The 13,553-nt window shown below is 29.2% G+C and carries 8 protein-coding genes and 1 CRISPR repeat array (1 of these 9 only partly in view); all 8 genes read left to right on the forward strand.

What is annotated here, in order from left to right:
• Nucleotides 1-1,100: direct repeats of the CRISPR family, unit length 30 nt; unit sequence GTTGAACTTTAACATAAGATGTATTTAAAT (it extends 1,217 nt beyond the left edge of the window).
• A 328-nt stretch (nt 1,101-1,428) separates the two neighbouring features.
• The 8 genes from HBE96_RS03470 to HBE96_RS03505 all read left to right on the forward strand — a co-directional run bounded on the left by HBE96_RS03470 (nt 1,429) and on the right by HBE96_RS03505 (nt 13,471).
• A complete protein-coding gene (locus tag HBE96_RS03470) occupies nt 1,429-1,884 on the forward strand; it encodes a MarR family winged helix-turn-helix transcriptional regulator (RefSeq protein WP_243186815.1) in 456 nt (151 codons plus the stop codon).
• 204 nt (nt 1,885-2,088) lie between these two features.
• Complete coding sequence (locus HBE96_RS03475) at nt 2,089-3,465, forward strand: MATE family efflux transporter (protein ID WP_169296369.1); 1,377 nt, start codon at nt 2,089-2,091, stop codon at nt 3,463-3,465.
• Nucleotides 3,466-3,611: 146 nt separating this feature from the next.
• Nucleotides 3,612-3,860, forward strand: coding sequence for an SHOCT domain-containing protein (locus HBE96_RS03480; protein ID WP_169296370.1), 249 nt, complete (start codon nt 3,612-3,614; stop codon nt 3,858-3,860).
• A 174-nt stretch (nt 3,861-4,034) separates the two neighbouring features.
• Nucleotides 4,035-4,730 carry a response regulator gene (locus HBE96_RS03485; protein ID WP_169296371.1) on the forward strand — a complete coding sequence of 232 codons (696 nt, stop codon included), beginning with the start codon at nt 4,035-4,037 and terminating at the stop codon, nt 4,728-4,730.
• 55 nt (nt 4,731-4,785) lie between these two features.
• Nucleotides 4,786-6,204, forward strand: coding sequence for a HAMP domain-containing sensor histidine kinase (locus HBE96_RS03490; protein WP_169296372.1), 1,419 nt, complete (start codon nt 4,786-4,788; stop codon nt 6,202-6,204).
• A 275-nt stretch (nt 6,205-6,479) separates the two neighbouring features.
• Nucleotides 6,480-7,694, forward strand: a complete 1,215-nt coding sequence (locus tag HBE96_RS03495; RefSeq protein WP_169296373.1) for a cytochrome c biogenesis protein/redoxin — start codon at nt 6,480-6,482, stop codon at nt 7,692-7,694.
• A gap of 16 nt (nt 7,695-7,710) precedes the next feature.
• Nucleotides 7,711-8,136, forward strand: coding sequence for a winged helix-turn-helix transcriptional regulator (locus HBE96_RS03500; RefSeq protein WP_169296374.1), 426 nt, complete (start codon nt 7,711-7,713; stop codon nt 8,134-8,136).
• Between the two features lie 292 nt (nt 8,137-8,428).
• Nucleotides 8,429-13,471: a diguanylate cyclase domain-containing protein gene (locus HBE96_RS03505; RefSeq protein ID WP_169296375.1), complete on the forward strand. Its 5,043-nt coding sequence runs from the start codon at nt 8,429-8,431 to the stop codon at nt 13,469-13,471.
• Nucleotides 13,472-13,553 lie beyond the last annotated feature (82 nt).

A 13,553-nucleotide genomic window follows, 5' to 3' on the forward strand; every position in this document is an offset into this window, starting at 1 on the left:
TAAGTGCAGACCTAATAGAAGAAAAAGTTGAACTTTAACATAAGATGTATTTAAATATACATTTTTTAGTTAATACTCTCTAGGCTTTTGTTGAACTTTAACATAAGATGTATTTAAATTCTGATATTGGCTTGCTATATTTGTGTCTACATAATGTTGAACTTTAACATAAGATGTATTTAAATATATTAGGTAAACTAACTGCCAATATAATCATTCCTGTTGAACTTTAACATAAGATGTATTTAAATAGATTAGCCACAACCTTTACTATTCTAGGTTTTATAGTTGAACTTTAACATAAGATGTATTTAAATTATTTAAAAATTTTATTTGTTCTTCCTGAAAAACTTGTTGAACTTTAACATAAGATGTATTTAAATCAGTAACAACTTGATTTTTTAAGACCATCTATTTGTTGAACTTTAACATAAGATGTATTTAAATTAAACCAATAGATGGTCTACAACGTGCGATACTAGTTGAACTTTAACATAGGATGTATTTAAATGAGACAGACTTTTTTAGTCTGCCTGAGATATTGCGTTGAACTTTAACATAGGATGTATTTAAATGGCCATTTTAAGCTTGAAAGATAAGCAGCTCTATAAGTTGAACTTTAACATAGGATGTATTTAAATGCGTTAGTTCAAGTTGAACAATCTGCATATGGTTCGGTTGAACTTTAACATAGGATGTATTTAAATCCTCCATTCTAAAGCATGTCTATTATCTTTTGTGCTGTTGAACTTTAACATAGGATGTATTTAAATATCAATTTATCAACTCCTTATATAGTTTGTACACTCGTTGAACTTTAACATAGGATGTATTTAAATTTTCCTGGACTGTTATGGAATGTACTTACAAGTGCAGTTGAACTTTAACATAGGATGTATTTAAATTAGCCCTGCCCATAGGAGAAGATGTATCGAATTGGTTGAACTTTAACATAGGATGTATTTAAATGTGAATCCTAATTGTTTAGCACTACCTCCTGTCCAAGTTGAACTTTAACATAGGATGTATTTAAATTATATAGCTTTTACTGTACTTACCATCTGTGGTATGTTGAACTATAACATAAGATGTATTTAAATTAAATGCTATTGCTATAAATCAGCAGTAACATTTAGTTTTATGAATGTTTAAATTGCATTACTTGTATTAAAATAATTATTAACAAAGGAATTAGTTAAGTAAAAAAGCTTTCTGTAGATATAACTGATTTTAAGGAAATTGTAAATGATAATTACTATATTTGTGGTATTAAGAAACTGTTATTTTAAAAGAGGCTACTACATAACTAACTCAGTTTAATAATTTTTTACAATAGCTTCTTTACAAAGATTAGAAGTGCAACGAACAAACTTTGTGGTTGTACTTGACAGATGTGTTTAGCAGCTATATACTATCATCATGATGAATATGAAATTTAAAAATAGAAATAAAGTAAGTTATACTTTTTTGAGAATAGTATCAAAAATTTCCGAATTTGACAAGAAAACTCGATATTATGGGACGGATAAACCATTATATGAAGCTGAAATTCACATGATCAAGTCCATAAAAGAAAATGAGGGTATTCATGTGACAGGTTTGGCTGATATGCTGGGAGTTACGAAAGGAGCAGTTTCCCAGATTATTATGAAGCTTGATCGTAAAGGTATGATTATCAAAGATACTGATCCCCGCAATCAGTCAAGACTTTTGTTAAGGCTGACTTCAAAGGGGGAGACAGCATATATGAATCATGAAAAGTTACATAAAAAATATGAGGAGATTTTTGACGATTTACTTGAAAATGCAGCAGAAGAAAACAAGATGTTTTTTAGAGAATTGCTTAACTCATTAGAAAAACAAATTGATGATTTTGAAAAATAAATGCATGTTGAATTTTGATTATGAAAGGTTAATGGTAAAATGAGGGTAATTATAAATAAGGTGTTTTTTTATCAAAAGAGTATAGATACTATACACTTGTTGGATGATAACTATGCTAAACCACCTTAAACAAAATTAAATAAAGAATATATTTTTTTAAAGAAAGTGTATAGTGACTATACACATTAGAAAGGGTATGATATTTTGAATTCGAACAACGAAAAACTTAAAATGATGCGTGATGAAAAAATTCCTAAAGTATTGTTGAAAATGGGTGTGCCTATTATGATAGGCATGATGATTTCTGCACTTTACAGTGTGGTTGATGCTTACTTCGTAGGTGGTCTTGGAACTAGTCAGATGGGAGCTGTGTCCATTGCATTTCCCATTGTACAAGTTATAATCGGGCTTGGCATGACCTTTGGAAGTGGAGCAGCCTCTTACATAGCAAGACTTCTTGGAGAAGGGAAAACTGACAAAGCAAATCAGACAGCTTCAACTGCACTGTTTTCCAGTTTGGTTGTGGGCATTATTTCTATAGCTATATCTTTATACTTTCTTGATGACATATTGGTTGGTTTGGGAGCTACAAAAACAATACTGCCATATGCAAGAGAATTTGCAGTTATATATATTACGGGTTCAATTTTAAATATTTTTATTGTTACTATGAACAATATTGTAACCTCTGAAGGCATGTCAAAACTAACTATGACCTCTATGCTGCTTAGTGGTGTGCTTAATATTATATTAAATCCAATTTTAATATATCCTCTAGGTCTTGGAATTAGAGGATCAGCCATTTCAACTGTTATATCACAAGGTGCGGCCTCTCTCTTGTACATTTGGTACATGTTAAGTAAAAAAGGATGTTTGAGATTTTCTGTAGGTAACTTTAGATTTGATACTGCTATTTTTGTAGAGATTTTTAAAGTTGGAATTCCAATTTTTGTTTCTCAACTGTTGTCAAGCACTTCAATGGCACTTTCTAATACTGCAGCAAGCAGTTATGGTGATTCAGCAGTAGCAGCCATTGGAGTTGTAACTCGTATCATGGCACTTGGAAGTTATGTGGTTTTTGGATTTATGAGAGGATACCAGCCAGTTGCAGGATATAATTATGGTGCAAAAAACTATGATAGATTGAAGGAAGCAACAAAGGTATCAATTAAGTGGTCGACAATATTTTGTATTGTTACTGCATTTATTTTAATCTTAATTCCTGGACAAATTGTATACTTGTTTTCTAAAAATGATGCAATGCTCATTGATATAGGCAGCAGAGCACTTAGAGCAAATGGGATTGCATTTATGCTGTTTGGATTTGAGCAAGTATATATGTGTTTATTTCTTGCTCTAGGAATGGGAAAAGAAGGTGGACTTCTAAGCATCAGTCGTCAAGGATTATTTTTTATTCCAGCTATTTTAATCATGCCAAGGATTTTTCATATTGAAGGTGTAATTTGGGCACAGCCTGCAGCGGATTTGTTTACTGTAATTTTAACATTAATATTTGCACTGTCATTAAGTAGAAAGCTGAAGCTTTTGAAGGCAGAAGCTTTTTCTGAGAATGGAATTTAAAATAAAAAATTTACGCAGAAAAGTTTTTATTTGCTATGAAAAGCTATTAAAAAATCTCCATATTTCCTCCACATTTCTTAGTTATAATTAATTCAAATAATAAATTAGAAACAATTAAAAATTAATGTTTATAGGAGGAAATGAATATGCTTTGTGGATTTAGAGGTTCAGGATTTAGAGGATCAGATTTTGTATTTAGCCCATGGATGTCCATAATGATGGGAGTTAGAATATTATTATTTATAATTTTAGTAGTAGTTGCAGTAAAACTTATAAAAAGTTATATGGTGAATTCTAGTAGTGCCATGAGAATACTTGATGAAAAATTTGCTAGTGGAGAAATTAGTGATGAAGAATATACAAGAAGAAGAACTATTATAATGAAGAAAAGATAAAGTTTTTAACACGGAACCCTCTGGTTTTATTGACTAGAGGGTTGCTTTGTTATCTGATGGCTACTTACTATAACATTCCCTAAGTAAGATTCATTGATAAATTATTGAAATTATAAGTACAATAAAATATAATCAAGCTAAAATTAAGATGTTTTTTATAAAGAGGTGATAATAGTGAATGATATAAAGAAAATATTGGTGGTGGATGATGAACCTAATATTGTTGAAGTGGTGGAGGCTTATTTAAGAAAAGAAGGATTTCAGGTATTAACTGCTGAGAATGGTGAGAAAGCATTAACATTGTTTAAAGAAGAAGTAATTCATTTAGTTGTTTTGGATTTAATGCTTCCAAAGATATCAGGAGAGGAAATTTGTAATAAAATAAGAGCTGTATCTGATGTGCCTATAATTATGTTAACAGCTAAATCGGAAGAAGAAGATAAAATTAGTGGTTTAGCCATTGGAGCAGACGATTATTTAACTAAACCTTTTAGTGTGCGTGAATTAGTTGGAAGAGTAAAAGCTTTAATTAGAAGAACTTATAGAGATTCCACTCCACTTGCTGATTATTTGCTTTTTAATAATGGTGACTTAGAAGTACACATAAAAAAAATGAAGGTAAAAAAAGCTGGTGAATATGTAAATTTAACTACCAATGAATTCAAGGTATTATTAGCATTATTAACAAATCCAGGTCAGGTGTTTTCAAGAGAGCAATTAGTACAAAAGGCTTTTGGGGAAGATTATGAAGGCTTTGACAGAACTATTGATAGCTATATCAAAAATATAAGACAAAAAATAGAGGATAACCATAAAGAACCTAAATATATTATCACTGTCTATGGTATGGGATACAAATTTTTAGATTAGTGGTGGCGTAATAATTTGAAACATTGAAGCTTTATAATGAATGGGGTGGACTCAAATGAAAATGTCCTTGATGAAAAAATTATCTATAGGTTTTCTTCTCGCTGTAGTAGGTGCAATATTGATATCAGTTTTTATTTCAAATTATATGGTGGGAAAAAAATTCAATAATTACTTGTTGGATGAGCAGAAGGATAAAGTGAATAAAATTGTAGCTACTGCTCAGGATTTATATGATGATAAAGCTGGATTTTCCAGTTTTAATAAGGATGAATTATTAAGATATGCAGTGTTAGAGGAACTTTATATACAGGTTAAGGATACAAACGGAACTGTTGTATTTGATTCAGGTAATTCTCATCTTCAACATAAAAATATGATGGAGTCAATGATGGGAAATATGATGAAAGGTGACATGCATAAATATTCTCATATGAATTTAGGAGAATATAAAGAAGAAACCTATCCTTTAATAAAAAATAAAAAGAATATTGGTAGAATAGTTGTTGGATATTTTGGAACTTCATATTTAAATCAAGGAGCTATAACCTTTAAAATGACATTAAACCATTCCTTTATACTTTCAGGTTTTATAGCATTAATATTTGGGTTTGGAGTAAGCTTTATTTTAGCTAAACAGCTTACTAAGCCATTAGTTAGAATAACTAAAACTGCTAATGAAATGAGAAAGGGTAATTTAGCTGTTCGTTCACAGGTTAAAAGTGAAACTAGAGAAATACAGGAATTATCAGCCTCTATAAACTATTTAGCAGAAACCTTGCAAAATCAAGAAATGCTCAGAAAAAGAATGACTTCAGATATGGCACATGAAATTAGAACACCTCTTACCACACTTAAAACTCACGTAGAAGCATTATTAGATGGCATATGGGAGCCAACAGAAGAAAGATTTCAAGTTTTTTATGATGAAATAGAGAGATTGATAAACTTAGTTAATAAGCTTCAAAATTTAGCAAAATTGGAACAAGTAGATTTAAAGTTAAATAGTACAAAATTTAATTTATCAGAGGAATTGAAAAAAAGCATATCAAGTTTTGAACCCTTGTATTTAAAAAATAATTATATTATTGAAGCTAAAATTTATAAAGAAATATGGGTGTACATGGATAGAGATAAGTTAAAGCAAATAATGCATAATTTGTTGTCAAATAGCTACAAGTATTTAAAATCCAGTGGAAAAGTAGTAGTAGAGCTTAAAGAAGAGGAAGGCATTTGTATTAAGGTTAAAGACAATGGAATTGGCATACCAGAAAAGGATTTGCCTTATATCTTTGAAAGATTTTACAGAACAGATTTATCTCGAACAAAAAATACTGGAGGATCGGGAATAGGCTTGACTATAACAAAAAGTTTGGTGGAATGTCATAATGGGAAGATAAGTGTGGAAAGTAAAGAAAAAGAAGGAAGTACATTTGTAGTATGGTTTCCAAAGGAAATTATTTGTGAAGATAAGTAATATTATGTGTAGCTCCATCTGCATAGAGTGATTGTTAATATTAATGTTCAATCTGCAAAAACTATATATATCAGTCTAGATGTGACATGTGTTAAGTTAAATATAATTGACTTAATTGAATAGTAGATTTAAAATATAAGAGTAACTTTACTTTTTAAAGTTACTCTTATATATTTTTACAAGACAATTGACAGAGGACAATGAAGGTGAATTTTCTTTCTTACGTTTGTACTTGAAAAAGTTGAACGTTAAATAAAAAAGTGGGGGTTAGAAGAATGGAAAATGTAAATTTATTTTTGGTGTTTGCAGAAGGTGTATTGTCACTATTTTCACCATGTATACTTCCTGTGCTTCCAGTATATTTAAGTATATTGTCAAATAGCAGTGTGCAGAGTTTAAAGCATGGAGAAGTTAAATTTATAAATAGTTCACTACTAAAAAATACAATTTTATTTGTGCTTGGAATATCTACAACTTTTTTCATATTAGGTTCTTCAGTAAGTGTATTAAATCAATTTTTTACCTCTAATAAGAAAGTAATTATTTTAATAGGTGGAATTTTAATTATAATTATGGGAATTTTCTATATGGGGTATATAAACATACCATTTTTACAAAAAGAGAAAAAAATACATATTGAGATAAATGAAATGAAACCTATAACTGCTTATATACTTGGTTTTACCTTTAGCTTTGGATGGACACCATGTGTTGGACCTATGCTTTCTTCTGTATTAATAATGGCATCAGCTTCAAAAAGTGCGCTGATTGGAAATCTTTTAATATTAATTTATACTATTGGATTTATATTGCCATTTATAATAATTGCAATTTTTTATAACAAGTTGTTTAAATTTATTGATAAGATAAAGCTTCATATGGGAATAATACAAAAAATTGGCGGAGTTATTCTAATAGTTTCTGGATTGATTATGATAATTGGAGGAACAGGTAAAACGTTTGATTATACAAATAAGAAATCAACAAATAAAGTAGAACAAGTTCAAAATAAGGATGATAAAAATGCACAGAGTAGTAAAGATAATTCTACAAAAGTGGATAAAGTTAAAGCTCCAAATTTTAGTTTAGTTGATCAATATGGAAAAACACATAAATTAAGTGATTATAAAGGCAAAGTAGTATTTTTAAACTTTTGGGCTACCTGGTGTCCTCCATGTAAAGGTGAATTGCCTCATATAGAAGAAATTTATAAGGAGTATGAAAATAATACTAAGAATGTTATAATTTTAGGCATAACTGCACCAAATTTGGGCAGAGAGGGATCTAAGGAATATATAATGAATTTCCTTAATAAACAGGGATATACCTTTCCAGTAGCCTTTGATAGCGCTGGAGAAATCATGGAGCAATATAGTATAGAAGCTTTTCCAACTACATTTATAATTGATAAAGAAGGAAATGTAAATAAATATGTTCCGGGAGCTATGGATAAGACTGCAATGGAATCATTAATAAATAATGTTAAATAACTTAGGAGATGGTATTTTGAAGGGAACATACGACTTCCAGTGTAATTTGGCTCAAACTTTAAATATAGTAGGTGATAAATGGACTTTACTGGTTCTTCACAGGATTTTAAATAATAAAAATACATTCAAGGAACTGCAGGAAGCTTTAAAACCAATACCTACTAATATTTTATCCGATAGAATAAAGCTGCTTGAAAAGAATGGATTTATAGTTGCTCAAATATATAATGAACATCCTCCAAGATATCAATATTTATTGACAGAAAAGGGAATGGATTTTAAACACGTATTCAATTCAATAATATTATGGGCAAATAAGCATTTAGAAGCATGTAAAAAAACAGTGTGCCATGAGAAGTGTGGAAAAGAAGTGGAAATAAAATATTATTGTAAAGATTGTGATGAATATGTTGATGATTTAATAATTAAGGAATTGTATTGAAATATACATAGATAAAAGATGACAGAATAAAAGAAATTACTATTTTCAGTGGTATAGGAGCTGTGACTAATGAAGGTGAAAATGAAATTAATTAGTTAAAAAAATAGTGTAAAAATTGGAAGGAAGATTTTAATGTCTTCCTTTTAGTTTTTAGAAAATTTTTAATAATAGAATATATAGAATGAATGATTTTGATTTTTTTGAAGGATAATAGATTTTATTGTCGAATATATAAATGTTTACTTATTAAGAAATATGAAGTTTACTTAATCTTTTATTGGGAGGTTATTGAATGATCAATATTGCAGGCTATGAATTAGAGAAAAAGATTTATGAAGGAAACAAAACTATAATTTACAGTGGGATTAGATTAAATGATGGTATGCCTGTTTTATTGAAATTTCTTTGCGCAGAATATCCTAATTTATGTGATGTAATAAAGCTAAAGAACGAATATGAATTAAATGAAAAAATTCACAGTGATAATATTATAAAAATTTATAGTATGGAAAATTATGAGAAAATACCTAGTTTAGTTTTAGAAAATTTTCATGGCAGGTTTCTTAGAGAAATTCTAAATAAATTTAAAAGGTTTAATCTAATGAATTTCTTAATGATTGCAATTAAATTAGCACAGGCGCTTATTGATGCTCACAATAGTAATATTATTCATAAAGCCATTAATCCTGATAACATTATAATAAATATGAAAACTAAGACAGTAAAGCTTACTGGATTTGAAAGTGCATCATTTTTCTCACAGGAGCTAAGTGATGTGAATGCTATGAATGATTTAGAAAATACATTAGAGTATATTTCACCGGAACAAACTGGTAAGACAAAAAGTAAAATTGATTATCGTACAGACTTCTATTCTTTAGGAATAATTTTTTATGAAATGCTCACTGGATTTTTACCTTTTCAAGCAAATGACAAACTGTCCATGGTTCACTGCCACCTTGCTGTACAACCTGTGCCTCCATATGAAAATAATACTGATATTCCAAAGGTAATTTCAGATATAGTGATGAAACTCATTGAAAAAATGCCTGAAAAAAGGTATCAAAGTGCCATAGGTCTAAAGAGAGATTTACAAAAGTGTAATGAGTTATTTGAAAACACTGGTTCAGTAGCATATTTTAAAATAGGAGAAAAAGATTTTTCAGAAGCATTTAAAATTCCAGATAAACTATATGGAAGAGAAAAGGAGATCAAAATATTAAAGGCTGCTTTTCAAAGAATTAATAAAAATCCCATGGAAATTGTTATGATTACAGGCTATTCAGGTGTAGGAAAGTCTCAATTAGTAAATATGGTTCAAGGATCTGTCAAAGAACAATTTGGATACTTCATTTCAGGAAAGTTTGATCAATTTGAGCATGATATACCTTATTCAGCATTAATCCATTCTTTTAAGGATCTAGTTCAACAGATTTTAGGTGAAGATAGAGAGCAAATAGAACTTTGGAAGAATAAACTTTTAGCTTCCCTGGGATTAAATGGTCAAGTAATTATCAATGTGATACCTGAAGTAGAATTTATAATAGGAAAACAGCCAAAAGTTATTGAAGTTTCTCCAGAAGAAGCAAAAAATCGTTTTTTAAAAGTATTTAAAGATTTTGTCAGAACCTTTTGTGAAGCACAGCATCCGTTAATAATATTTTTAGATGATTTACAATGGGCAGATTTATCTTGTCTTAAGCTAATAGAACTTTTAATAGATGATTCTCAAATAAATAATTTACTTTTTATTGGTGCCTATAGAGATAATGAAGTACATGAAAATCATCCTCTAAAATTAACTTTAGACAAAATTAAAAGTAAAAATATATTAGTTAATACAATTTTTCTTAAACCGTTGGAACTTATTAATGTACAGCACTTGATTACAGAAACCTTTCACTGTGATTTAAAGGAAGCAAAATTGCTGGCAGAATTAAGTCATCAAAAAACAGAAGGGAATCCCTTTTTCTTAAGCCAATTTTTATATTCATTATATATGGAACATTTAATTGAGTTTGACAAAAAACAGTGGAAATGGCAGTGGGATTTAAAAAGTATAAAAAATTCTCAAATAACTGATAATGTTGTAGAGCTAATAGCTGATAGAATATCAAAATTTCCTAAAAATACAATTGAAACTTTAAAATTAGCAGCATGTATAGGAAATCAGTTTGATCTAGATACATTATCAATCATATGTAAAAGAGATTTGAAGGATATATATATTGATATTTGTGCTGCATCAGAGGAAGGTATGATTTTACCAATAGATAGTTCAATTTTAGAAAGCTATGCTTTTCTTCATGACCGTATTCAGCAAGCTGCATATTCACTAATTGAAGAAAAAAATAGAAAAGAGATACATCTTAAAATAGGAAGACTTATGATATCAGGCACTGATTTAGAGAAAAACAGAACAAAAGTCCTGGATATTGTTAATCAATTAAACTTAGGTATTGAATTAGTACATGATCCTTCTGAAAAAGAGCAAATAGCCAAGCTGGAATTAATTGCTGGAAAAATGGCAAAAAAATCAACTGCATATGATACTGCATATAAATATTTATCTATAGGGATAACGCTCATGGGTGAATATGGTTGGAAGAATTTTTATAAACTAACTCATTCTTTGTATATTGAAGCTGCAGAAGTAGCATGTTTAAATGGAGACTATAATGGAGTAGAACAATATACTGAAATAGCATTAAACAATAGTAAAACAATCCTGGACAAAATCAAGTTATATGAAATTAGAATTATTGCCTATACTGTACAAAATGAAAAATTAAAAGTATTGGATACTGCATTATTTGTTCTTAAACTTTTAGAAATGAATTTTCCACAAAATCCAAGCTTAACAGATGTTTTAATTTCATTAATGAAAACAAAATTTATGCTTTCAGGCAAACAGCCAGCTGATTTATTTGAATTGCCTGAGATGACAGATTTATTTCTATCTGCGGCATTAGGTATTATGGTAAAGATGGGCATGGCAACTTATATGCTAAATCCAAACCTTTTCTTGCTTATAACATTAAAAGCAGTAAGATTATATGTAAGGTATGGAAACTTAAGTAGTTCACCTATAGGTTATGCTGCATATGGAATGATTTTATGCTGTACTAATGATATTGATTCTGGCTATGAATTTGGACAACTATCTTTAAAATTGTTAGATAAGTTTGATTCAAAAGAATATAAAGCGCAAACACTTGTGTTATATAATTGCTTTATAAGTTCGTGGAAGTTAAGTGCAAAAAGTACATTAAATGAGTTTGTTAATGCTTACTCTATTGGACAGGAGACAGGAAAGCTGGATTATGCCTGTACAGCTGCCTGCGTTCACAGCATTTATGCCTATTATTCAGGACAGAACTTGATTGATTTAGAAAGAAAAATGTCTGAATATAATAGGTTTATGCATAATATGAAAAACAAGGAAACCTTAACTACTCAGTCAATATATCATCAAGCAGTATTAAATTTAATAGGTTCTTCAAATAATATATATTATTTGAAGGGTAAGGTATATGATGAAGATCAAATGATACCCATACATTTAGAAACAAAGGATAGAAATAATCTTTGTGATGTATATATAAATAAAGCTATTCTTGCATACTTGTTTGGTGAATATGAGAAAGCTTTAAAATATTCTGTAATTGCAGAAAAATATTTAGACGGAGTAAGTGGTACTTTAAGCATTCCAGTTTTCTATTTTTATAATTCATTAATTATGCTGTCGGAGTTTGAACATCAATCATTATTTAGAAAAAGACAAATTGTAAATAAGGTTTCTGCAGGTCAACGTAAAATGAAGAAATGGGCAAAACATGCAGAAAGTAATTTTTTGCATAAATTTAATTTGGTGGGGGCGGAACAGGCAAGGGTTTTGGGAAAAACTCTTAAAGCAATTAATTTTTATGAAAAGGCTATTAAATTAGCATCAGATAATGGATATATTCAAGAGGAAGCACTTGCAAATGAATTAGCAGCAAAATTCTATCTATACCTAAAAAATAAACAAATAGCAAGAGTTTATATGAAACAAGCTATATACTGCTATATTTTATGGGGAGCAACTTCTAAAGTAAATCATTTGAAAGAATTATATTCACAAATTTTGGGTTTTCATAAGAATGATGGTACATCCATTAAAGATATGGCTGTTAATTTGGAAAATGAAATAGATAAAAGTTCTATGATTTTAGATACCGCAACAATTATAAAGGCAACCCATGCAATTTCCAGTGAAATAAAATTAGAAGAGCTTTTGAAAAAGCTTGTATATATAGTTCTTGAAAATGCAGCAGCACAAAAGGTTTGCTACTTATTAAAAAAAGAAGAAAAATATGTTATACAAGCTGAAGGAAGTATGGATGGAAATAACATAGAAGTTATGAAAGAAATTGATATTGAAAACAACTTAAGTCTACCCAAGAAAATAATTTACTATGTAGGACGCTCAAGGAATAGTGTTATATTGGAGGATGCTTCTGTTTCTGAAAAATATAAAAACGATCCTTATATTGCTTTCCAAAAACCTAAATCAATCATGTGTATGCCTGTGATAAGTAAGGGAAATTTACTTGGCATACTTTATTTAGAAAATAACTTAATCCAGGGCGTATTTAATAATGAACGTATAGAAATATTGAAGATTATTTCTTCACAATTAGCAATTTCTATGGAAAATGCAGCACTCTATGCTAATTTAGAGAAGTCTGAAAAGCAGCTAAGAAAGAATCATGAAGAGCTTGAAGAATTAGTAGAAGAAAGAACAGCTAAGTTAAGAGAAGAAATTGCTGAACGTAAAAAAGCTGAAAAGTTATTAAAAGAAATGGCTAATCATGATAACCTTACTGGTCTTCCAAACAGAAAACTATTTTATAGCAAGCTGAAGAATTCACTGCAATTAGCAAAAGAAAATAATTTTTTACTGGCAGTTTTATTTATTGATTTGGATGGTTTTAAAATGATAAATGACACATTAGGACATGGAAGCGGAGATATAGTTTTAAAAATCGTTTCAGAAAGGCTGCTTAATGTTGTAAGAGAAGGCGATATGGTTTCAAGGTTTGGTGGAGATGAGTTTATAATATTTATGACAAACGTATATAATACTGATATTATTAAAAATACCTGCGAAAATATTATTAATGAGGTAGGAAAAAAAATTATTTTAGGTGAAAGCAATGGCTATGTGTCAGCTAGCATAGGTGTTTCTACTTTTCCATATCATGGAGATAGTGTGGAAGAATTGATTAAAAAAGCTGATGATGCAATGTATATAGCAAAAAAGTCCGGAAAAAATAAGGTTGTTTTTAGTTAACTTATCAGCATAAAAATAAAAAGCCAATGCTTAATATGTAAGCATTGGCTTAAAATTCCTAAACAACTTTTTAAGTAATTGA

Origin of the sequence: Clostridium muellerianum, from assembly GCF_012926525.1 — a bacterium.
GTDB classification, from domain to species: domain Bacteria; phylum Bacillota; class Clostridia; order Clostridiales; family Clostridiaceae; genus Clostridium_AM; species Clostridium_AM muellerianum.

What these genes read in the sequence shown, in the direction of transcription:
- HBE96_RS03470 (WP_243186815.1), top strand. Translation starts at nt 1,429, where the DNA reads ATGAAATTTAAAAATAGAAATAAAGTAAGTTATACTTTTTTGAGAATA.
- HBE96_RS03495 (WP_169296373.1), top strand. Translation starts at nt 6,480, where the DNA reads ATGGAAAATGTAAATTTATTTTTGGTGTTTGCAGAAGGTGTATTGTCA.
- HBE96_RS03505 (WP_169296375.1), top strand. Translation starts at nt 8,429, where the DNA reads ATGATCAATATTGCAGGCTATGAATTAGAGAAAAAGATTTATGAAGGA.
- HBE96_RS03480 (WP_169296370.1), top strand. Translation starts at nt 3,612, where the DNA reads ATGCTTTGTGGATTTAGAGGTTCAGGATTTAGAGGATCAGATTTTGTA.
- HBE96_RS03490 (WP_169296372.1), top strand. Translation starts at nt 4,786, where the DNA reads ATGAAAATGTCCTTGATGAAAAAATTATCTATAGGTTTTCTTCTCGCT.